Source organism: Gallaecimonas sp. GXIMD4217, assembly GCF_038087665.1.
Classification (GTDB): domain Bacteria; phylum Pseudomonadota; class Gammaproteobacteria; order Enterobacterales; family Gallaecimonadaceae; genus Gallaecimonas.
This window is the reverse complement of sequence record NZ_CP149925.1, coordinates 2919105-2941563: the sequence shown is the minus strand read 5'-3', so window position 1 is coordinate 2941563 and position 22459 is coordinate 2919105. Positions and strand designations below refer to the sequence as shown.

Below are 22459 nucleotides of genomic sequence, written 5' to 3'. Positions count from 1 at the left end.
CTCTGATAAAAAAGTCTTCTAGTGGCGATTAAAAATTTTCATTTTACCCCTGGCGGGGCCTTAACCATACTCGCCGCGAACCCATGGCTCTCCTGACAAGCAACGGGGACAGATGTAATGAACAGCTTCTCATCTAGCAAGCAATTTTTTGACGATGTGAACTTCCCGCGCGGTTTTCAGCGCAGCGGTGACTTCACCATAGGCGAAGCCAAGCTGCTTATCGAGCAGGGCCGGGCCATGCAGGAACTGGCCAGTGGCCTGCGCGAAGCCATGACGGAGCAGGAGCAGCACTTCCTGATGGTCTGCCGGGGCGAGGCCCAGCCGGCCAGTCCCCAGGAGAAGGTCTGGCTTAAGTACCAGGGCCGTATCAGCCAGCGCCGCCACATGCACACCATGTGCGGCGTAGTGAGCAAGCAGGCCGTCACCGAAGTGGTCGCCAGCGAAGAAGACTGATCCCCTTTCTCTGGGCATGTGGGCTGGTCCGATCCGCTCATATGCCCTGTTTCCCGCCTTGAATATCACCAAGATGCCTGCCCTGCGTCACCAGGTTCGACGGCTTTTTTCTGGTCCGGGCGGCTAAATTTTTCGCCGTCGACGCCGATAACCCAAGTAGCCCCGCCAAGGATGGTATGCGCAGTATTCCCTGGTTCCTGAAGCTTTAAGGCGAGGCTCATGCTCATACGTCAAAAACTCTATGCCCTGGTCGGACTCACCCTGTTCGCTCTGGCAGCGCTGCTGCTGGGGGCCTGGCTGGCCTGGCAGTCACTGCAATCCTTCAATGACGGCACCAAGCTCACCGGCGCCCTGAATATCCACATGCTGCAGCTCAGGCGCAGCGAGAAGGATTTTTTGATGCGCCTGGATCCGAAGTACCAGCAGAAATTCCAGGATGGCCTGGCCGGTTTCGACCGTGATGCCCAGGCCCTGGCGGCGGTGCTCGACAGTCACGACATCAACAGCCGCCAGTTGGCCGAGTTGCGCCAGGCCATGGCCCGGTACGGCAACACCTTCAATGCCCTGGTGGCCAAGTATCAGCAGCTGGGCCTGGATCCCAAGTCCGGTCTCTACGGCAGCTTGCGCAGCGCCGTGCACGGCGCCGAGGAAGAGGTCAAGGCCCTGGGCCGGGACGATCTGCTGGCGGGCATACTGCAGCTGCGCCGCAACGAGAAGGATCTGATGCTGCGCCTGGATCTGAAGTACGTGCAGAAATTCGAGGACAACTTCGCCAAGCTGCAGCGGCTGGTGTCCTTCCTGAGCAGTGGCGAGGCCAAGAAGGTGGCCGCGGCCCTGAACGCCTACCGCAGCGACTTCCTGGCCCTGGCGGCCGGGCTGCAGGAAGTGGGCCTGGATGCCAAGTCCGGCCTGCAGGGGCAGATGCGTGAGCAGGTGCACCAGACCGAATCCCTGTTTGAGGAAATCCGGCACGAGCTGCAGGCAGAGCTGGCGGCGGCCGAGTCCGCCATGGCGGTGCGTCTGGTGCTCTTCGCGGCGCTGATCGGCCTGGTGGTCACCGCCCTGGCCGTGGTGGTGGTGCGCCAGCTCAATGCCAGCCTGGCTCAGACCATCAGCGTGATGAAGGACATCTCCGAGAACAATGACCTGTCCCTGCGCCTGACCGACCTGGGCAGGGACGAGCTGGGCGATATGGGCCGCTATTTCAATCAGATGCTGGACAATGTCTCCCAGCTGGTGCTGCAGGCCCAGCAGGCGGTCCATTACCTGACCCAGGCCACCGCCGAGCTCAGCGCCAATGCCGAGCAGACCTCCGCCGGCATGGCCACCCAGCTCAGTGAAACCGATCTGGTGGCCACGGCCGTCACCGAGATGGGCTCCACCATAGAGGAGATCGCCCGCAACACCGAGCAGGCGGCGTCCATGGCCGAGAGCACCAACGCCAGTGCCCAGAGCGGCAGGGCGGAAGTGGAGGAGACCATCCACCGCATCAACGGCCTGGCCAACCAGCTGGAGGAAAGCAGCAGGGTGGTGGCCGAGCTTTCCGCCAGCAGCGACACCATAGGCTCGGTGCTGGACGTGATCCGCGGCATCGCCGAGCAGACCAACCTGCTGGCCCTGAACGCCGCCATCGAAGCGGCCCGGGCCGGCGAGCAGGGCCGGGGCTTTGCGGTGGTGGCCGACGAGGTGCGCTCCCTGGCCATGCGTACCCAGGAATCCACCGAGGAGATCGCCACCATCATCAGTCAGCTGCAGAGCAAGACCGGCGACATCGTCGGCCTGATGGAGGGCTGCCGCAACGAGGGCCTGGAAAGCGCCAGCCAGGCCGCCGGTGCCGGTGAGCTGTTGGCCAGCATCACCGCCGACGTCACCCGCATCATGGACATGAACACCCAGATCGCCGCCGCCATCGAGGAGCAGAGCCAGGTGGCCGGCGAGGTGAACCGCAACGTGGTGGTGATCCGTGACGTGGCCGAGCAGTCCGCCGAGGCGGCCCGCCTCAACGCGGAAACCTCGGGCCATGTGGCCGAACACACCGAGCAGCTGCATCAGGTCATCGCCAGGTTCAGGACCTGAGCCCAGGCCATGAAAAAAGGCAGCCCGGGGGCTGCCTTTTTTTGTGCCGCTTTCTTAGAGGATGAAGCGGGACAGATCCTCGTCTTCCACCAGCTTGCCCAAGTGTTCCTGGACATAGGCGGCGTCTATGGTCACCGTCTGACCGGCATGGTCGGCGGCGCCGTAGGAGATCTCCTCCATCAGCCGCTCCATGACGGTGTGCAGGCGGCGGGCACCGATGTTCTCCGTGGTCTCGTTGACCTGCCAGGCCGCCTCGGCCAGGCGGCGGATGCCGTCCTCGGTGAAGCTCAGGGTGACGCCCTCGGTGGCCATCAGCGCCTTGTACTGCTCGGTGAGGCTGGCGGTGGGCTCGGTGAGGATGCGCACGAAGTCCTCTGTGGTGAGGGCGTCCAGCTCGACGCGGATCGGCAGCCGGCCCTGCAGCTCGGGGATCAGATCCGAGGGCTTGGTGAGCTGGAAGGCGCCGGAGGCGATGAACAGGATGTGGTCGGTCTTGACCATGCCGTGCTTGGTGTTGACGGTGCAGCCTTCCACCAGCGGCAGCAGATCCCGCTGCACCCCTTCCCGGGACACGTCCGGGCCGGAGGTGTCGCCACGTTTGCAGATCTTGTCGATCTCGTCGATGAAGACGATGCCGTGGTTCTCCACCGCGGCCAGGGCCTTCTCCTTGACCTCTTCCGGGTTCAGCAGCTTGGCGGCCTCTTCCTCGACGGCCTGCTTGAGGGCGTCCTTCACCTTGACCTTGCGGCTCTGCTTGGTGTTGCCGCCCAGGTTCTGGAACATGGACTGCAGCTGGCTGGTCATCTCCTCCATGCCGGGAGGCGACATGATCTGCATCTCCATCTGGGGGGCGGCCAGATCGATCTCGATCTCCTTGTCGTCCAGCTTGCCCTCGCGCAGCTTCTTGCGGAAGCTCTGGCGGGTGCCGGAGTCGCTGTCGCTGCGTTCCGGCTCGCCCCACTGGTTGCGGGCCGGCGGCAGCAGGGCGTCGAGGATGCGCTCCTCGGCCGCTTCCTCGGCGCGGTGGCGGACCCGCTTCATTTCCTGCTCGCGGGTCATCTTCATGGCCATGTCGGCCAGATCGCGGATGATCTGCTCCACTTCCTTGCCCACATAGCCCACTTCGGTGAACTTGGTCGCCTCCACCTTGATGAAGGGGGCGTTGGCCAGCTTGGCCAGGCGGCGGGCGATCTCGGTCTTGCCGACGCCGGTGGGGCCGATCATCAGGATGTTCTTGGGGGTCACTTCCTGGCGCAGGGCTTCGTCCAGCTGCATGCGGCGCCAGCGGTTGCGCAGGGCGATGGCCACGGAGCGCTTGGCGTTGGCCTGACCGATGATGTGGTTGTCCAGCTCGTGGACGATTTCACGGGGGGTCATTTCAGACATGCTTTACTCCGCGTCCAGGGTTTCGACGACATGGTTGAGGTTGGTGAACACGCAGATCTCGCCGGCGATGTGCAGGGACTGCTCGACGATCTCGCGGGCGCCGAGCTCGGTGTTGCGCAGCAGCGCCTTGGCGGCGGCCAGGGCGTAGTTGCCGCCGGAGCCGATGGCGATGATGTCCTCTTCCGGCTGCACCACGTCACCGTTGCCGGTGATGATGAAGGAGCGCTCGGCGTCGGCCACGGCCAGCATGGCCTCCAGGCGGCGCAGGGCGCGGTCGGTGCGCCAGTCCTTGGCCAGGGCCACGGCGGCCCGCTCCAGGTTGCCCTGGTGGGACTGCAGCTTGGCTTCGAAACGCTCGAGCAGGGTGAAGGCGTCGGCGGTGCCGCCGGCAAAGCCGGCCAGGACCTTGCCGCCGTGCAGGCGATGCACCTTGCGGGCATTGCCTTTCATGACCGTATTGCCCAGGGAAACCTGGCCGTCGCCGGCAAGGGCGACCTGACCGTTACGACGTACGGAGACTATTGTGGTCATTCCGTCTCTCCTGAAAATGCGAGGGCGCGGCAGGGCCGCGCCAAAAATGGGCTTGTTTCAGGAGGTGGGGGCAGGGCCCGGGGAATTCAAGGGGCGGGCTCGGGGATCCGTCCAGCCCCGGATTGGGCAGGTGATGGTGTTGCCCCGCTTCGGCTTATGCCTGCCTTGCGGGATCCGCATCAAGGATCCGTCCAGCCCCGGATTGGGCAGGTGATGGTGTTGCCCCGCTTCGGCTTATGCCTGCCTTGCGGGATCCGCATCAAGGATCCGTCCAGCCCCGGATCTGGCAGGTGATGGTGTTGCCTCGCTTCGGCTTATGCCTGCCTTGCGGGATCCGCATCAAGGATCCGTCCAGCCCCGGATTGGGCAGGTGATGGTGTTGCCCCGCTTCGGCTTATGCCTGCCTTGCGGGATCCGCATCAAGGATCCGTCCAGCCCTGGATTGGGCCGGTGATGGTGTTGCCCCGCTTCGGCTTATGCCTGCCTTGCGGGATCCGCATCAAGGATCCGTCCAGCCCCAGATCTGGCAGGTGATGATCTTGGCCCGCTCCAGCTTGTGCTTGTCCCGTTCGGCGGGTCGCTTGCCCTGGTAGGGGCCCAGCACCACCCGGTACCAGGCGGAACCTTCGGCGTGCCTGACCTGGGATTCCAGGCCCTGGAAGGCTATTTTGGCCTTCATGGCCTCGGCCTGGGAGCGGCTCTTGAAGGAGCCGCACTGCATCTGGTAACGCTTGGTGGTTTCCGGCTTGTCCGGCACCTCCACCGTCACTTCCTTGTTCTTGAGGGTTTCCACGTACTGCCACTCTTCCTTGGGGGGCGGCGGCAGGCTGTCCCTGGCTTGCTGCTTGGCCGGCTTGGGCTTGTCCTGCTGCACCGGCGCCGGATCCGGCTTGGGGCTGGTGGCCAGGCCGTAGAGCAGGTAGCCGAAGGCGCCGGCGGCCACCAGGAAGATCAGGATGGCCAGCCAGGGCACCGACCGTGGGTTGCCCTGGCCTTTCTTGGCCGGAGCGCGTCGGGCGGGGCGCCTCTTGGGGGCGGAGTTGCGGACGTAGTCTTTGCGCGCCATCGTGGTGAGTCAGCTGCTGTTGTGCCGCTATGCTGCGCAAGGCGGTCGGCAAAATCAAGCCATGTCGATGGGATCCATGTCCAGGGACCAGTTCACCCGCCGCGCCAGCGGCAGCTGCTCCAGGGCCGGCAGCTGGCGGGCCAGCCAGTGCCGCAGCGGCTGGCGGGCCTCATGTTGCAGCAGCAGCTGGAAGCGGAACTTGCCGGCCCGCCGTTCCAGGGGCGCCGGTATGGGCCCCATCACCCAGCCCTGCTCGGGGGCACTGGCCTTGAGCAGCTCGGCGGCCTGGGCCAGGAAGCCCTGGGCGTCGTCGCCCTGGTGGGCCTCGGCCCTGAGCAGGGCCTGGGCGCTGAAGGGGGGCAGCAGGGTCTGCTGGCGTTCGGCCAGGGCCTCGGTGGCGAAGTCGCCATAGCCGCCGGCGATCAGGGTCTGCAGCAGGGGATGCTCTGGGTGGTGGCTCTGCAGCACCAGGGTGCCGGCCTTGCTGGCCCGGCCGGCCCGGCCGGACACCTGTACGAACAGCTGGGCCAGGCGTTCGGCGGCGCGAAAATCCGAGGCATAGAGGGCACCGTCCACGTCCACCAGCACCACCAGGGTCACGTCGGGAAAGTGGTGGCCCTTGGCCAGCATCTGGGTACCCACCAGCAGCCGGTATTTGCCGTCGCGAATGTCGGTCAGGGACTTTTCCAGGCTGCCCTTGCGGCGGGTGGCGTCGCGGTCGATGCGCACCAGGGGATGCTCGGGGAAGCGCTCCCTGAGCTGGCTCTCCAGCTGCTCCGTGCCCAGGCCGACACCGAGCAACTGGCTGGAGCCGCATTGCTGGCACTGACGGGGCAGTGGGCCTTCGCTGCCACAGTGGTGGCAGGTCAGCTTCTGGCTGCCCTGGTGCACGGTCGGGTAGGCGCTGCACCTGTGGCAGGCGGCCAGCCAGCCACATTCATGGCAGAGCAGGGCAGGGGCATAGCCGCGGCGGTTGAGGAACACCAGCACCTGTTCGCCCCTGTCCAGGTGCTTTGCCATCAGCTGCTGTACCGCCGGCGACAGGCCGCCCTGCAGCGGCTGGTGTTTGAGATCCACCACCAGTTGCCGCACCGGCAGGGCGCCGCCGGCGCGCTGGCTCAGGGTCAGCTCCCGGTACTTGTCCTGGGCCACGTTGGCCAGGCTCTCCAGGGAGGGGGTGGCCGAGCCCAGCACTATGGGCAGCTTCTCCAGGTGGGCCCGCATCACCGCCAGATCCCGGCCGTGGTAGCGAAAGCCCTCCTGCTGCTTGAAGGAGGCGTCGTGCTCCTCGTCCACCACGATCAGGCCGGGCCTGGCCATGGGCGTGAACACGGCGCTGCGGGTACCTATGATGATGGCGGCGGCGCCGCTGCGGGCCAGCCGCCAGGCCTTGAGTCTCTCCAGATCGGTCATGGCCGAGTGCAGCACCACCATGGGCACGGTGAAGCGGCGTTCGAAGCGAGCCAGGGTCTGGGGGGTCAGGCCGATCTCCGGCACCAGTACCAGCACCTGCTTGCCGGCGTTGAGCACGGGCGCCATGGCCTGCAGGTAGACCTCGGTCTTGCCGGCGCCGGTGACGCCGTTGAGCAGGAAGGGCTGGAAGCCCTCGGCCTGGTTGAGGGCGGCCACCGCCACCGCCTGCTCGGTGTTGAGCCTGGGACCTTCGTTGTCGTAAGGGCCGGGAAGCTGCCAGAAGGGCACATGGTCTTCCTGGATGCTGATCTCCTCTGCCAGGCCCTTGTCGGCCAGGGCCTTGAGATGGCTGCGCTGGATGGCCTTTTGTGCCAAAGCTTCCGGTTCCAGGGGCCCCTGTTGCAGGGCATGCCAGGCGCTGCGCTGCTTGACGGCGCGGCCGAAGCTGCTCTCCTCTGTGGCCAATCCCTGCTCGGTGAGTTGCCAGGCCTTGCTGGCGCCGTGCAGTTCGGCGCCCTTGCGGATCAACACCGGCAGCGCCTGTTGCCAGGCGTCACCTAAACTGTGCAGGTAGTAGTCGGCGGCCCAGTGCACCAGCCTGGACAGGGCCGGCGACAGCACCGGCTCGCTGTCCAGCAGCTCGGCAATGGGCTTGAGTTTGTCCAGGGCCACGGCGGCTTCCACGCCGATCTGCCCCAGCAGGCCGATGCGCTGGCCACGGCCGAAGGGCACCCTGACCCGGGCGCCGGCCACGGCCTTTTCGGCCAGCTCGGGCGGCAGCAGGTAGTCGAAGCCGCGCCGCAGTGGCGTGGCCAGCCAGACCCGGGCAATTAAGGGGGGTTGCTGGGCGTTGCGGGGTTGATTATTAACCAAGGGATCCAGTATCATGCGCGCCTTCGAACACCCTAGTGTAAACAAAATCGTATGGTATCTGGCACTGGACCAGATGGCGATACGGCCTGACAGAGGTTTCCCATGAAACAAGGTATCCACCCGGAATACAAAGAAATTACCGCTAACTGCTCCTGCGGTAACGTCATCAAGACCCGCTCCACCGGCAGCGACCTGAACCTGGACGTCTGCTCCGAGTGCCACCCCTTCTACACTGGCAAGCAGAAGATCCTCGACACCGGTGGTCGTGTTGACAAGTTCAAGAAGCGTTTCGGCGTACTGGGCAAGAAGTAAGCCCGACGTTGATTGCAGAAAAAGGCGCCGTAAGGCGCCTTTTTTGTACAAGAAAATCGGTTAAGTTCAGCTAAACTCCGCGCTGAGGTCGGATTTTTACCTAGACCCGCCCATGAGACACTATCCATGGCGCCCACTGGGCGGCGTTTTCCACAAAACCGTGCCATCCGGCCTCGTATTTTGCAGGCCCCGCCTCACCCTACGGGCGGACTACTTTTAAAAAAATGGGACTTTGCTAGCAAAATGTCTGAACTTCGTGAAAAAGCACTGGAATATCACGCTTCTCCCCGTCCCGGAAAGATCGCTATCAGCCTGACCAAGCCGGCCGATACCGCTCGTGATCTCGCCCTGGCCTATTCCCCCGGCGTTGCCGAACCGGTCCGGGAAATCGCCGCCGATCCGGACAACGCCTACAAGTACACCTCCAAGGGCAACCTGGTGGCGGTGATCTCCAACGGCACCGCCATCCTTGGCCTGGGCAACCTGGGGCCCCTGGCCTCCAAGCCGGTGATGGAAGGCAAGGCCCTGCTGTTCAAGCGTTTTGCGGACCTGGATTCCATCGACATCGAGGTCAAGCACCGCACCGTGGAAGAGTTCGTCAACACCGTGGCCAACATCGCCGACACCTTCGGCGGCATCAACCTGGAAGACATCAAGGCCCCCGAGTGCTTCGAGATCGAACAGGCGCTGATCGAACGCTGCTCGGTGCCCGTTTTCCACGATGACCAGCACGGTACCGCCATCGTCACCGCCGCCGGCCTGATCAACGCCCTGGAGATCCAAGGCAAGCAGGTGGACACCGCCAAGATCGTCTGCATGGGTGCCGGCGCCGCCGCCATCGCCTGCATGGAGCTGCTGATCAAGTGCGGCGCCCAGCGCGAGAACATCTACATGCTGGACCGCAAGGGCGTGATCCACACCCGCCGCGACGATCTCAACGAATACAAGCGCTTGTTCGCCAACAACACCGACAAGCGTACCCTGGAAGACGTCATCGACGGCGCCGATGTCTTTGTCGGCGTGTCCGGCCCAGACGTGCTGCCCCCCGAGGCCCTCAAGCTGATGGCCGCCAATCCTGTGGTGTTCGCCTGCTCCAACCCGGATCCGGAGATCAAGCCGGAGCTGGCCCACGCCACCCGCGACGACCTGATCATGGCCACCGGCCGCTCCGACTACCCGAACCAGGTCAACAACGTGCTCTGCTTCCCCTTCATCTTCCGTGGTGCCCTGGACGTGCGTGCCACCGCCATCAACGACCAGATGAAGGTCGCCGCCGTGCATGCCATCCGTACCCTGGCCAAGGAAGCCGTGCCCGCCGAGGTGCTGGCAGCCTCGGGCGACAAGGAACTGAGCTTCGGCCGCCATTACATCATTCCCAAGCCCATGGATCCGCGCCTGCTGCCGCGGGTGGCCAGGGCCGTGGCGGAAGCGGCCGTCGCCTCCGAGGTGGCCCAGATCCCCATGCCGGAAGACTACATGGCATAAGAAAAGGCGCCGAAAGGCGCCTTTTTTGTCACAAATATCCGATAAAAAGCCCGCTTCGTGCGGGCTTTTTCGTTATTCGTCGTCGCCGTACATGTCCGGCAGGGGCAGGCCCTTGTCACGCATGATCTGCTTGGCTTCCTCCGGCAGATCGTCCGGCCTGTCCTTGCGCAGATCGTCGTCCTGGGGCAGGGGTTGGCCGGTGAAGGCATGCAGGAAGGCTTCGCAGAGCAGCTCGGAGTTGGTGGCGTGGCGCAGGTTGCTGACCTGGCGACGGGTCCGCTCGTCGGTGAGGATCTTCAGTACCTTCAGCGGGATGGAGACGGTGATCTTCTTGACCTGCTCGCTCTTCTTGCCGTGTTCCGCATAGGGACTGATGTAGTCGCCGTTCCACTTAGCCATGTGTCACCTGTAAGCCCTGAATAAGTTGGGGGAAATTTTACCCGTTGTGGGCCAGCAGTCAATTTGCCATTTTTGGACGGCTAAACGTCTTGACGCCCAGATGGATTAAATTTAAGGTTTGTCCATCTTCAGTGGAGGAACCCATGACCATTCATCGCCTGCATCAAGACGACAGCGCCCGGGCCGCGGTCTGCGGCATCAGCCGCTGGCAGACCCCCCTGGCCCTGGCCAGCGGTGACCGCCTGGCCAGCTGGCAGCTGGCCTACCGCTGGCAGGGCAAGGCTGGCGCGCCCGTGGTGCTGGTGTTGGGGGGGATCAGTGCCGACCGCTTCGCCTGGCGTGCCGACGGCAGCGGCTGGTGGCAGGGCCTGTTCGACCATGGCCTGGATCTGGCGCGCTTCAGGGTGCTGACCCTGGACTACCTGGGCGGCGTTGGCGAGTCCAGCCCGGCGCCCGGCCCCCTGGCGGTGGCCGATCAGGCCCTGGCCATCGCCCTGCTGCTGGAAAGGCTCAATGTCACCCGTCTCGACGCCGTCATCGGCGCCTCCTTCGGCGCCATGGTGGCCCTGGAGCTGGCCAGGCACAGCCCCGAGCTGGTCGAACGGCTGGTGCTGATCGCCGGTGCCCACCGCAGCCACCGGCTGGGTGCCGCCTGGCGGGGCCTGCAGCGCCAGGTGCTGGCGCTGGGTGAGCAGGCCGGCGACCCCGCCCTTGGGGTGGCCCTGGCCCGGGCCTTGGCCATGTGCAGCTACCGCTGCGCCAGGGAGTTCGACGAGCGCTTCGCCGAGACGCCCCAGGCCGCCCTGGACTATGTGCTGTCCCGCGGCCAGCGGTTCGCCGAGCGCCATGACGGCCAGGTACTGAGCCGGTTGGGCCAGGCCATAGACGAGCACCGGCTGGATCCGCACCGGATCCACTGCCCCTGCCTGGTACTGGGCCTGGACAGCGACCAACTGGTGCCGCCCTGGCTGCTGGCCGAACTGGCCGAACAACTGCCCCGCTGCCGGGGCCTGGAGATCTGGCCGTCCAAATACGGCCACGACGGATTCATCAAGGAGACCCGGGCCTTTGGGCCAGTCTTGTCATCGTTTTTGATTGGGGAGAAAGACCATGGCCAACAGCCAGACCACCTGCGCCGTGCGAGCGGGCATTGACAGCGACCATCAACACAACGCCGTCGTCCCGCCCCTGTACCTGTCCAGCAACTACCGCTTCCATGCCCCGGATGCGCCGGCCCGCTACGACTACAGCCGTTCCGGCAATCCCACCCGGGATCTGCTGGGCAAGGCCATCGCCGAGCTGGAAGGGGGGCACGACGCCGTGATCACCGCCTCCGGCATGGGCGCGGTGACGGTGGCGGTGCAGGGGCTGGGCCCGGACGATCTGCTGGTGGTGCCCCACGACTGCTATGGCGGCTCCTGGCGGCTGTTCAACGCCCTGGCCAATAGGGGCCAGTTCCGGCTGTTGTCCATCGATCAGGGCGACGCCACCGCCCTGGCCGAGGCCCTGGCACAAAGGCCCAAGCTGGTGTGGATCGAAACCCCCTCCAACCCCCTGCTGCGGGTGGTGGACGTGCAGGCCATCTGCGAGCAGGCCCATGCCGTGGGCGCCAAGGTGCTGGTGGACAACACCTTTTTGTCGCCCCTTGGCCAGCGTCCCCTGGCCCTGGGCGCCGACTGGGTGCTGCATTCCACCACCAAGTACCTGAACGGCCACAGCGATGTGGTGGGCGGCGCCCTGGTGGCCAGCACCGCCGAGGACGCCGAGCAGCACGCCTGGTGGGCCAACTGCCTGGGCCTGACCGGCGCCCCCTTCGACAGCTTCCTGACCCTGAGGGGGCTGCGTACCCTCTCGGCCCGCTATCAGGTCCACGAGGCCAACGCCCAGGAGCTGGTGGACTGGCTGGTGGAGCAGCCCGGGGTCAGGACGGTGCACTATCCGGGCCTGCCCAGCCACCCCGGCCACGAGCTGGCCAGGCGCCAGCAGCAGAGCTTCGGCGCCATGTTCTCGGTGGAGCTGGACACCACGGCCGAGGGCCTGCGCCACTTCCTGGCCCAGCTCAAGTATTTCTCCCTGGCCGAGTCCCTGGGCGGGGTGGAGAGCCTGGTGGCGGTGCCCGCCACCATGACCCATGCCGCCATGAGCGCCGAGGCCAGGGCCAGGGCCGGCATCAGCGACGGCCTGCTGCGCTTCTCGGTGGGCATAGAGGACGTGGCCGATCTCATCGAGGATCTGCGCAGTGCCTGGCACTGTCTGGAGGCCAGGGATGCGTAATGTACACAAGTTTGGCGGCTCCAGCCTGGCCAGCGTGGACTGCTACCGCCGGGTGGCGGAGCTGGTGCGCAGCCATGGCGGCCGCCAGGATCTGGTGGTGGTGTCGGCCGCCGGCAATACCACGGATCTGCTGCTGGCCCTGACCCCGGCATCCCTGTCGGCCCTGGCCGACTACCAGCACCAGCTGCTGCAGGCGGTGGCCGAGCCGGCCCAGCGCCTGGCCCTGGCCGAGCTGCTGGACCAGGATCTGCTGGCCATAGCCGCGGCGCTGAAAAGCGGCGAGTGGGATCCGGACTGGCTGCTGGCCTTCGGCGAGATCTGGTCGGCGCGGCTGCTCGGCGCCCTGCTGGGCTGCGACTGGCTGGATGCCAGGCGCTGGCTGCGCATCGATCTGCTGCCGGACATCACCGAGAGCCGGCGCCTGCTGCTGGAGTGCCTGGGCCAGGCGCTGACCGTGGTGACCGGCTTTATCGGTGTCGACGGCGCCGGTGCCACCCGCACCCTGGGCCGCAACGGCTCCGACTACAGCGCGGCCCTGCTGGCCCAGTGCCTGCAAGCCACCTCCGTGACCCTGTGGACGGACGTGGCCGGCATCTACACCGCCGATCCCGGCCAGCTGGAGGGCGCCTACGCCATCGCCAACCTGGCCGGCACCGTGGCCACCGAGCTGGCCAGGCTGGGCTCGCCGGTGCTGCACCCGCGCACCCTCAGCGCCCTGGAGCTGAGCCGCCAGCACCTGCACATCCGCTCCAGCTTCGCGCCCTTCGAGGCCGGTACCCGCATCGGCACCGGCCACGGCGGCCGCTGTCCCGGCAGCCTGACCTGGCGCACCGACATCCTCTGCGGCCACTGGCAACAGCCGGACGCCGACGAAAGGGCCGCCATCCAGGCCAGTGCCCTGGCGGTGCAGGAGGATCAGGCCGGCCTCAGGGCCTACTTCACCGAACTGCCCCAGGAGCTGATCCCGGATCAGCTGGAAAGGGTGACCCTGCTGGGCCTGGTGGGCCAGCAGCTGGACTGGGACTGCCCGGCCGGCCGCCGCCTCCAGACCTTGGCCAAGGACCATGAACCGCTGGGTTTCCACCAGGGCAGGGCCGGCAGCGCCCTCTACTGCTTCGTGCGCCAGGCCCCGGCCCTGGAAGAACTGGCCGAGCTGCACGACCGCCTGTTCGCGGTGGGGGTGGTGGTGCTGGGCCTTGGCAACATCGGCAGCAGCTGGTTGGACGGCTTCGCCGGCCAGCTCGGCGATCGGCTGCGGCTGTTTGGCCTGGTCAATTCCAGGCGGGCTTGTTTCCTGCGCGAAGGCATAGAGCCCGGCCGGTGGCGTCAGACCCTGGCAAGCCGTGGCCAGGCCAGGACGGACGGCGACCTGCTGGCCGCCTTCAAGGAGGCGCCCTTCGCCCACCTGCTGGTGCTGGATCTGACCGCCAGCGCCGCCGTGGCGGCCTGTTACCCGCAGTGGCTGGCGGCCGGGGTGCACCTGATCAGCGCCAACAAGCAGGCCGGCTCGGCGCCCCTGGAGCAGTTCGACCAGCTGCAGGTGACGCTGCGCCAGAGCGGCCGGCGCTGGTTCTACAACACCACGGTCGGCGCCGGCCTGCCGGTGCAGTCGGCGATCCGCGATCTGGCCGGCTGCGGCGATCAGGTGCTGGGGGTGGCCGGGATCTTCAGCGGCACCCTGTGCTGGCTGTTCCAGCAATACGACGGCAGCAGGCCCTTCTCGACCCTGGTGCGCCAGGCCCATGGTGAAGGGATCACCGAGCCGGATCCCCGGGACGATCTCAACGGCCTGGACGCGGCCCGCAAGCTGCTGATCCTGGCCCGGGAGTCGGGGCTGCGCCTGGAGCTGGCCGACGTGACCGTAGAGAGCCTGGTGCCGGAGCCGCTGGCCGGGCTCGACCGGGAGGCCTTCTTCGAGCGGCTAGACGAACTGGACGGCCCCGTGTCCCGGGCCCTGGCCGAGGCCAGGGAGCAGGGCCGGGTGCTGCGCTACGTGGCCAGGCTGGAGCAGGGCCCGGATGGTCTTAGGGCCAGGGTAGGCCTGGAGGCTCTGGAGCCGGCCCATGCCTTTGCCGAGCTGACCCCGGGCGACAACATCTTTGCCATCCGCAGCCGCTACTACGACGCCAACCCCCTGATCATCCGGGGACCTGGGGCGGGCCGCGAGGTCACCGCCGCCGGCGTCCAGTCCGACGTGCTGCAGTGCCTGGCCGCCCTGGCCTGAGCATCAGTACCGCCAGCAAGGCCGCTCATGGAGCGGCCTTTTTTTGTGCCGGATCGGCGATCTTTTTTCGATCCCCGTCTTGACCTTCGATCATTTCTCTCTATCATGGCCATTTAGACGGCTAAACATCTAAACATCCAATTCAAGGAGAGAACCATGGCCCAGACCCACTCCCTCGGCTTCCCCCGCATCGGCCGACGCCGGGAACTCAAGTTCGCCCTGGAATCCTACTGGCGCGGCGACAGCGACGCCGGCGAGCTGGCCCAGGTGGCCAGCCAGATCCGCCACCACAACTGGCAGCGCCAGGGCAACCTGGACTGGGTGCCGGTGGGCGATTTCTCCCTCTACGATCATGTGCTGGACACCGCCCAGCGCCTGGGCGTGCTGCCGGCGCGTTTCCAGGCCCAGGAGCCGGTCCTGACCCGCTACTTCCGCCAGGCCCGCGGCCGCGCCCCGGGCGGCGCCGACGTGCCGGCCCTGGAAATGACCAAGTGGTTCGACACCAACTACCACTACCTGGTCCCGGAGCTGGCCGCCGAGCAGCGCTTCGAACTTCATATCGACGACCAGCTGGCCCAGCTGGCCGAGGCCAGGGCCGCCGGCGTCAACGCCAAGCCGGTGCTGCTGGGTCCGGTCAGCTTCCTGCACCTGAGCAAGGGGGAGGGCGACAGGCTGGCGCTGCTGCCGGCCCTGCTGGTCCAGTACCGGGCCTGGCTTGAGGCCCTGGCTGCCGAGGACGTGGCCTGGGTGCAGATCGACGAGCCGCTGCTGGTGCAGGATCTCGACGACGACTGGCACCAAGCCTATGTGGACGCCTACCAGACCCTGGCCGGCAGCGGCGTCAGGCTGCTGCTGACCACCTACTTCGGCGCCCTGGCGGACAACCTGGCCCTGGCGACGGCGCTGCCGGTGGACGGCCTGCATGTGGATCTGGTGGCGGGCCGCGGCCAGCTGGCAGCCGTGGACGCCGCCTGGCCGGCCGACAGGGTGCTGTCCCTGGGGGTGGTGGACGGCCGCAACATCTGGCGCACCGATCTCAGGGCGGTGCTGGAGGGGCTGGCACCGCTGGCCGAGCGGCGCGGCGACAACCTCTGGCTGGCCAGTTCCTGCTCGCTGCTGCACTGCCCTGTGGATCTGGCCCTGGAGGAGCAGCTGGATGACGAGCTCAAGTCCTGGCTGGCCTTCGCCGTACAGAAGCTGGAGGAGATCGAGCTGCTGGGCCGGGGCCTCAACGAGGGCCCGGACAGCATCGCCGACGAGCTGGCCAGCTCCGACGCCGCCCAGGCCGCCCGCCGCCAGTCGCCGCGCATCCACAACCCGGCCGTGGCCGAACGCCTGGCCGCCATCACCCCGGCACAGAGCCAGCGCACCAGTCCCTACCGGCAGCGCATCGCCCTGCAGCGCGAGCACCTCAAGCTGCCCCTTTACCCCACCACCACCATCGGCTCCTTCCCCCAGACCCCGGCCATCCGTGGCCTGCGCCGGGACTGGCGGGCCGGGCGCCTGAGCGACGACCAGTACCATGAGGCCATCGCCGCCGAGATCGAGACCGTGGTGCGCGAACAGGAACGGCTGGGCCTGGACGTGCTGGTGCACGGCGAGGCGGAGCGCAACGACATGGTGGAATACTTCGGTGAGCTGCTGGCCGGCTTCGCCTTCACCCGCTTCGGCTGGGTGCAGAGCTACGGCTCCCGCTGCGTCAAGCCGCCGATCATCTATGGCGACGTGTCCCGCCTGGCGCCTTTGACCGTGCAATGGACCCGCTACGCCCAGGGCCTCACCGACAAGCCCATCAAGGGCATGCTCACCGGCCCGGTGACCATTTTGGCCTGGTCCTTCCCCCGCGACGACCTGGCCCCCGAGACCATAGCCCGGCAGCTTGGCCTGGCCCTGCGCGACGAGGTGCTGGATCTCGAGGCCGCCGGCATCCAGGTGATCCAGATCGACGAGCCCGCCTTCAGGGAGCTGGTGCCGCTGCGCAAGGCCCAGCAGGGCCGCTACTTCGACTGGGCGGTGGAGAGCTTCCGCCTGGCCGCCAGTGGTGTGAAGGACAGCACCCAGATCCACACCCACATGTGTTACGCCGAGTTCAACGCCATCATCGAGTCCATCGCCGACCTGGACGCGGACGTGATCACCATAGAGACCTCCCGTTCCGCCGCCGAGCTGCTGGACGTGTTCCGGGCCTACGCCTACCCGAACGAGCTCGGCCCCGGTGTCTACGACATCCATTCGCCGCGCATCCCCTCGGTGGACGAGATGGTGGCCCTCATCGAACGGGCCAGCGCCTACATCCCCGCCGACCGCCTCTGGGTGAACCCGGACTGCGGCCTGAAGACCCGCGGCTGGGAGGAAGTGCGCCCGGCCCTGGAAAACCTGGTCAAGGCGGCGCGGCAGCTGCGCCAGGCCGCCTAGGAGAACGACAATGGCTTTGAGTCACGCCCAGCATCTGGAGCTCATCAACCAGTCCCTGGCTTCCCTGGGGCCGGACATCAGCGTCTCCTTCGAGTTCTTCCCACCCGGCAGCGCCGAGGCGGAGGCCTCCCTCTGGCAGACCCTGGGGCGCCTGGCGCCCCTGGCACCCAAGTTCGTGTCGGTGACCTACGGCCACAGCGAGGAGTCCCGTCAGCGCACCCATGGCGTCATCAAGCAGATCCGCGACCGCACCGGCCTTACCGCCGCGCCGCACCTGACCTGTATCGACACCCCGGAAGAGGAGCTGCGGGCCATTGCCCGGGACTACTGGCAAAGCGGCATCCGCCACATAGTGGCGCTGCGCGGTGACCGCCAGCCCGGCCGCGACTACACCAGCCTCTATGGCCTGGATCTGGTGCGCATCCTCAGGGAAGAGGCGGACTTCGACATCTCGGTGGCCGCCTATCCGGAGGTGCACCCGGAGGCCCCCAACGCCCAGTTCGATCTGCTCAACCTCAAGCGCAAGGTGGAGGCCGGCGCCAGCCGCGCCATCACCCAGTTCTTCTTCGACGTGGAGGCCTACCTGCGCTTTCGTGACCGCTGCGTGGCCACCGGCATAGAGGCGGAGATCGTGCCCGGCATACTGCCGGTGACCAACTTCCGGCAGCTGCAGAGGTTCGCCGAGATGACCAGGGTGTCGGTGCCGCCCTGGCTGCACCGCCTCTACGACGGCCTGGACGACGACCCCACCACCCGCTCCCTGGTGGGCGCCTCGGTGGCCATCGACATGGTCAAGGTGCTGCAGCGCGAAGGGGTGCGGGACTTCCACTTCTACACCCTGAACCGGGCCGAGCTCAGCTATGCCATCTGCCATACCTTGGGGGTGAGACCCGCCTTGGCGGCCGTCGGCTGAGCCATCTGCCCTGTTCCCGGCAGGTGTCAGGCCTGCCTTGGCGGCCGTCGGCTGAGCCATCTGCCCTGTTCCCGGCAGGCGTTCACCCGGCATTGGCGGCGGTTGGCTGATGGCATCTGTGCTGTTCCCGGCAGGTGTCAGGCCTGCCTTGGCGGCGGTGTGCTGATGTAGCCCTGTCGTCGATTAATGAGAAAAGGCGCCCCTGGGCGCCTTTTTCCTTATTGGGCCTTACGGCAGCTATTTTCTACTGGGCCTTGCGGCCAAGGGGCACGATCTTGTCGCCGTCCAGCTGCAGATCCAGGCGCTCGAGGGTGGCCAGGTGGGCCTCTATGGGCTCGGCCCTGGCATAGAGCCAGCCCTGGAACTGGTGCACGCCCCGGCCGAGCAGGCTCTGCTCCTGCTGGTGGGTTTCCACCCCTTCGGCCAACAGCTCCAGGTGCAGTCGGGCGGCCAGGTCGATGATGGCGTCCAGCACCGGGGTGTTGAGGGAGTCGGTGCCGATGGAGGCGATGAAGCTGCGGTCTATCTTCAGGCAGTCCACCGGCAGTGAGCCCAGGTAGCTGAGGCCGCAGTAGCCGGTGCCGAAGTCGTCGATGGCGAAGCGCACCCCCAGGCTCTTGAGGCCGTTGATGGCGGCCTGGATCAGCGGCGCCTCCACTTCCAGCATGTCGTGTTCGGTGATCTCCAGCACCAGCTGCCGGCCATGGTTGGGGTTTGCCGCCAGGTAGAGCATCAGTGCCTGCACGAAGTCGTTGGAGGCCAGGTGCTGGTGGCTGATATTGATATGGACGGCGAAGCGCTCCCGGTTTTTCAGGGCCGGGGCCAGCTCCTTGAACACCTGTTCGATCAGCCACAGGGTGATGGGCCGGATCTGGCCGCTGCGCTCGGCCTCGGGGATGAACACCGAGGGCGGCACCAGCTCGGCCCCCTTCTGCCAGCGCAGCAGCACCTCCACGCCCTTGACCTGGCGCTGCTGCAGATCCAGCAGCGGCTGGTAATAGGGCAGGAACTCGCCGCGCCTGAAGGCCCTGGCCAGATCCTGGCCGGTGTGGCGGTTCCAGTGCAGCACCAGGTAGAACACCAGGGTCGACAGCAGCAGGGCTATGCCATAGGGCGCCAGCCTGGCCAGGGCCTGCCGGTAGATACCGGCGTAGAGCCGGTCGCAGGGCAGGGAATAGACCAGGCTCAGGCCCGGCAGCACCGGCAGGGTGCGTGACAGCAGGAAGCGGGACTGGCCGTCGTCGAAGCGGCCCTGGTACTGGAAGCGGCTGTCGTATTCCCCCCGGCCGGCTGCCAGGGGCCTGGTATAGCGGCCGTTGAGGGCGACGGGCACCCGGCTGTCGCTGTGGATCAGGGCCAGGTAGCCGCTGTCATGGCCCTTGTTGGCCAGGATCTCGTTCAGCACCACCAGCGGCAGCAGCATGTTTATCTCGCTGCCGTCCGGCCTGGTCTTGGCGATCACCAGGGCATTGCGGCCCATGAACTCCACGTTGACCGGGCCGAAATGGCGCAGATTGGGATTGTCCTGGGGCGGCGGCATGACCTTGATGGGCTCGGCGATGGCTCCCCAGCTGGTGCAGATCAGATGGCCGTCCCTGGTGGCGAGGCCCACCTCGGCCACCTGGGGCAGCTCGAAGGTGACGGAGCGCATCTGATGCAGATCGTCCGCACTGCAGTCGCTGCCGATATGACCGAGGTTGTCCAGGGACTGGTTGATCTTCGCCAGCAGGCCGTTGATGCGGTCCAGGCGGCCATCCAGGTCGCTGGCCACCTGCTGCTGCCGCTCCTGGCGGATGCCGTCCAGGCTCACCAGCAGGTGCACCGCGAAGGCGGGCAACACCACCGCCATGGCGAGGAGGAAGGCGGTCCTGAGTTGTCTGGCGGACTGGGGCATGGCCGTTATCAAGCAAAACCTTTTCCCCTTTATAACGGCCCGCCCAACTGTTCACAAGTTGTTAACCTGTGTTGCGCATGCCGGCGGCGATGCCGGCTATGGTCACCATCAAGGCCCGCTCCACCGGCTTGGGCAGCTCGGCCTGCTGGCGGGCCCGCCTCAGCAGCTCCGCCTGCAGTATGTTGAGGGGATCCGTGTAGGGATTGCGCAGCCGGATGGACTCCTGGATCCAGGGCTCCTTGTCCATCAGGCTGTCTTCCTTGGACAGGGTCAGCAGGGTGTGGATACCTTCGCGCAGCAGGGCCCGCAGCTGCTTGCCCAGGGGCCACAGCTCGTTTGGCACCAGGCGCTGCTCGTAGTAGGCGGCCAACTCGGTGTCGGCCTTCATGTAGACCATCTCTAGCATGTCCAGGCGGGCCTTGAAGAAGGGCCAGTGCTCGTAGAGGCTTTCCAGCTCGTCCTGCTGGCCGCGCTCTATGGCCAGGCGCAGCGCCTCGCCGGAGCCCAGCCAGGCCGGCAGCATCAGCCGGTTCTGGGTCCAGGCGAAGATCCAGGGAATGGCCCGCAGCGATTCCACGCCGCCTTCGGGACGGCGCTTGGTGGGCCTGCTGCCGAGCGGCAGGGCGCCCAGCTCCTGCTCGGGGGTGGCGGCCCGGAAGTAGGGCACGAAGTCCGGCGCCTCTCGGACGATGCGGCGATAGCAGTTGCAGGCGTCCTCGGCCAGCTGGTCCATGACCTGGCGCCACTGGGGCTGGGGCGGGGGCGGCGGCAGCAGCCTGGCCTCCAGCACCGCCGCCGTGTAGAGGTTGAGGCTGTTCACGGCCAGGGCCGGCAGGCCGAACTTGAAGCGGATCATCTCGCCCTGCTCCGTGACCCTCAGGCCGGCGTTCACCGAGCCCGGCGGCTGGGAAAGGATGCCGGCATGGGCCGGGCCGCCGCCGCGGCCGATGGAGCCGCCCCGGCCGTGGAACAGGCGGATGGCGATGCCTTCCTTGCGACCGATGGCCACCAGGGCTTCCTGGGCCCGGTACTGGGCCCAGGCCGCGGCGATGACGCCGGCGTCCTTGGCCGAATCCGAATAGCCGATCATCACCTCCTGGCGGCCGCCCACGTAGTCCCGGTACCAGGGAATGGCCAGCAGGCTGTCGATGACGTCTGCGGCGTTGTTGAGGTCGTCCAGGGTCTCGAACAGCGGCGCTATGGGCATGGGCCAGTCGACACCGGCTTCCTGCAGCAGCAGCGCCACCGCCAGCACGTCCGAGGGCCTGGAGGCCATGGAGATCACATAGGTGCCCAGGGCGCTTTTCGGCTGGCGGGCGATGACGGCGCAGGTGTCCAGCACCTCCTGGACATCCGGGCTGGGCTGCCAATGCCGGGGCAGCAGCGGCCGCTTGCTGGCCAGCTCTTCAAGCAGGAAGGCCTGGCGCTGCTGCTCGCTCCAGCCGTGGTAATCGCCCAGCTCCAGGGCGGCGACGATCTCGGCGACGGCGTCCTGGTGGCGCTGGGCGTCCTGGCGGATGTCCAGGCGCACCAGGGTCAGGCCGAAGCAGTGGATGCGCTGCAGCAGATCCTTGAGGGCGCCGTCGGCGATGAGATCCATGCCGGTCTGGTGCAGGGAGTCGTACAGGGCCTGCACCGGCGTCAGCAGCTCGTCATCTTCCCAAAGGTACTCGCCCACCTCGGCGGTCTCGCCCTTCAGCCTGGCCTCGATATGGGCCAGGGTGTTGTGCAGCCTGGTGCGCAGGCCGCGCAGCACCTGCCGGTAGGGTTCGGCGGCGTCACCTGCCAGGGCCCGGACCTGGTCGTTGCAGCAGGTCATGGACAGCTCGGAGATCAGCGGCGCCAGATCGCGCAGATAGAGATCCGCCGCCGTCCAGCGCGACAGCAGCATCACCCGCTCGGTGACCTGGGCGGTGACGAAGGGATTGCCGTCGCGGTCGCCGCCCATCCAGGAGGCGAAGCGCACCGGCCGCCAGTCCACCGGCAGCCGGAGGTCGCAGCCGGCTTCCAGCTTGTCGCCGAGCTGGCGCAGGAACAGCGGCAGGGCCTGCCAGAGGCTGTGCTCCACTGTGGCGAAGCCCCACTTGGCCTCGTCGACCGGGGTGGGGCGGGAATGGCGAATTTCATCGGTATGCCAGGCCTGGGCGATGAGCTGGCGCAGCCGGTTCAGGCACTGCTGCTGTTCCCAGTGGCTGAGCGCCGTGTTCTCCAGCTCGTGCAGGCAGTGGTTGAGCTCGGCGTACTTGCGGATCAGGGTACGGCGGGTCACCTCGGTGGGGTGGGCGGTGAGCACCAGCTCGATGTCCAGCTCGGCCAGCACCTGGGGCAGGCGGGCCTTCTCGGCATCGCCCAGCTTGGCCAGCAGCTGGCCAATGGGGTCCTGCTGGTGCTGGCTGCGTGACACGCTGTGGTACTGCTCGGCGATGTTGGCCAGGTTGAGGAACTGGCTGAAGGCCCGGGCCACCGGCAGCAGCTCGTCGTCGGAGAGGGAGCTGAGGGTCTCGAGCAGCTCGTCCCGGCGCTGGCGATCGCCGCCCCGGGCCGCCTTGGCCAGCTGGCGGATGTCCTCGATGCGGTCCAGGCAGGCCTGGCCCTGGTCGTCCTTGATGGTCTGGCCCAGCATGTCGCCGAGCATGTGCACCTGGCGCTTCAGGGGGCTGTAACTGTCGTTCATACCAATCTCCTTAGTAGCCTTGGGCAGGGAGCCAGGTTCAAGGCGTACTCCCATCGCTTTAAAATTCAACA

The 22459-nt window shown here is 66.8% G+C and carries 15 protein-coding genes and 1 pseudogene; 9 read left to right on the top strand and 7 right to left on the bottom strand.

Going from position 1 to position 22459, the window contains the following annotated elements; translation table 11 throughout:
- Window positions 1–156 precede the first annotated feature (156 nt).
- Together WDB71_RS14270 and WDB71_RS14265 are read left to right on the top strand one after the other, a co-directional pair.
- Window positions 157–453 carry a DUF413 domain-containing protein gene (locus tag WDB71_RS14270; RefSeq protein ID WP_341502265.1) on the top strand — a complete coding sequence of 99 codons (297 nt, stop codon included), beginning with the start codon at window positions 157–159 and terminating at the stop codon, window positions 451–453.
- 219 nt (window positions 454–672) lie between these two features.
- Entirely contained in the window at window positions 673–2529 is a 1857-nt protein-coding gene (locus tag WDB71_RS14265) for a methyl-accepting chemotaxis protein (protein ID WP_341502264.1), read from the top strand.
- A 54-nt stretch (window positions 2530–2583) separates the two neighbouring features.
- On the opposite strand, the gene hslU is transcribed toward WDB71_RS14265, so the two are convergent.
- The 4 genes from hslU to priA all read right to left on the bottom strand — a co-directional run bounded on the left by hslU (window position 2584) and on the right by priA (window position 7813).
- Entirely contained in the window at window positions 2584–3915 is a 1332-nt protein-coding gene (gene hslU, locus WDB71_RS14260) for an HslU--HslV peptidase ATPase subunit (protein ID WP_341502263.1), read from the bottom strand.
- 3 nt (window positions 3916–3918) lie between these two features.
- Window positions 3919–4446, bottom strand: coding sequence for an ATP-dependent protease subunit HslV (hslV, locus tag WDB71_RS14255; RefSeq protein WP_341502262.1), 528 nt, complete (start codon window positions 4444–4446; stop codon window positions 3919–3921).
- A gap of 499 nt (window positions 4447–4945) precedes the next feature.
- Window positions 4946–5512, bottom strand: a complete 567-nt coding sequence (locus tag WDB71_RS14250) for an SPOR domain-containing protein (protein WP_341502261.1) — start codon at window positions 5510–5512, stop codon at window positions 4946–4948.
- Window positions 5513–5566: 54 nt separating this feature from the next.
- The gene (priA, locus tag WDB71_RS14245) at window positions 5567–7813 is read right to left on the bottom strand and encodes a primosomal protein N' (protein WP_341502260.1); all 2247 of its coding nucleotides are present in this window, start codon (window positions 7811–7813) and stop codon (window positions 5567–5569) included.
- An 87-nt stretch (window positions 7814–7900) separates the two neighbouring features.
- Between priA and rpmE the strand changes: the two genes are divergently transcribed.
- Complete coding sequence (gene rpmE, locus WDB71_RS14240) at window positions 7901–8110, top strand: 50S ribosomal protein L31 (protein WP_341502259.1); 210 nt, start codon at window positions 7901–7903, stop codon at window positions 8108–8110.
- A gap of 243 nt (window positions 8111–8353) precedes the next feature.
- Window positions 8354–9574: pseudogene (locus tag WDB71_RS14235) on the top strand (malic enzyme-like NAD(P)-binding protein); the annotation flags it as partial.
- A gap of 93 nt (window positions 9575–9667) precedes the next feature.
- Here WDB71_RS14235 and metJ read toward each other — a convergent pair.
- Complete coding sequence (gene metJ / locus WDB71_RS14230; protein WP_341502258.1) at window positions 9668–9994, bottom strand: met regulon transcriptional regulator MetJ; 327 nt, start codon at window positions 9992–9994, stop codon at window positions 9668–9670.
- 143 nt (window positions 9995–10137) lie between these two features.
- Between metJ and WDB71_RS14225 the strand changes: the two genes are divergently transcribed.
- The 5 genes from WDB71_RS14225 (at window position 10138) to metF (ending at window position 17820) form a co-directional block, all read left to right on the top strand.
- Window positions 10138–11148, top strand: coding sequence for an alpha/beta fold hydrolase (locus WDB71_RS14225; protein WP_341502257.1), 1011 nt, complete (start codon window positions 10138–10140; stop codon window positions 11146–11148).
- Complete coding sequence (gene metB / locus WDB71_RS14220; RefSeq protein WP_341502256.1) at window positions 11105–12268, top strand: cystathionine gamma-synthase; 1164 nt, start codon at window positions 11105–11107, stop codon at window positions 12266–12268. The genes WDB71_RS14225 and metB overlap by 44 nt, the downstream gene beginning before the upstream one ends.
- On the top strand, window positions 12261–14492 hold the full coding sequence (gene metL / locus WDB71_RS14215; protein ID WP_341502255.1) for a bifunctional aspartate kinase/homoserine dehydrogenase II: 2232 nt from the start codon (window positions 12261–12263) through the stop codon (window positions 14490–14492). Before metB ends, metL begins: the two co-directional genes overlap by 8 nt.
- Window positions 14493–14648: 156 nt before the next feature.
- Complete coding sequence (gene metE, locus WDB71_RS14210) at window positions 14649–16907, top strand: 5-methyltetrahydropteroyltriglutamate--homocysteine S-methyltransferase (protein ID WP_341502254.1); 2259 nt, start codon at window positions 14649–14651, stop codon at window positions 16905–16907.
- A 10-nt stretch (window positions 16908–16917) separates the two neighbouring features.
- Entirely contained in the window at window positions 16918–17820 is a 903-nt protein-coding gene (metF, locus tag WDB71_RS14205; RefSeq protein ID WP_341502253.1) for a methylenetetrahydrofolate reductase, read from the top strand.
- A 244-nt stretch (window positions 17821–18064) separates the two neighbouring features.
- Here the strand turns inward: metF and WDB71_RS14200 are convergent, their stop codons facing one another.
- Together WDB71_RS14200 and ppc are read right to left on the bottom strand one after the other, a co-directional pair.
- Window positions 18065–19714, bottom strand: a complete 1650-nt coding sequence (locus WDB71_RS14200; protein ID WP_341502252.1) for an EAL domain-containing protein — start codon at window positions 19712–19714, stop codon at window positions 18065–18067.
- Between the two features lie 61 nt (window positions 19715–19775).
- Window positions 19776–22388, bottom strand: coding sequence for a phosphoenolpyruvate carboxylase (gene ppc / locus WDB71_RS14195; RefSeq protein WP_341502251.1), 2613 nt, complete (start codon window positions 22386–22388; stop codon window positions 19776–19778).
- Window positions 22389–22459: the final 71 nt, after the last annotated feature.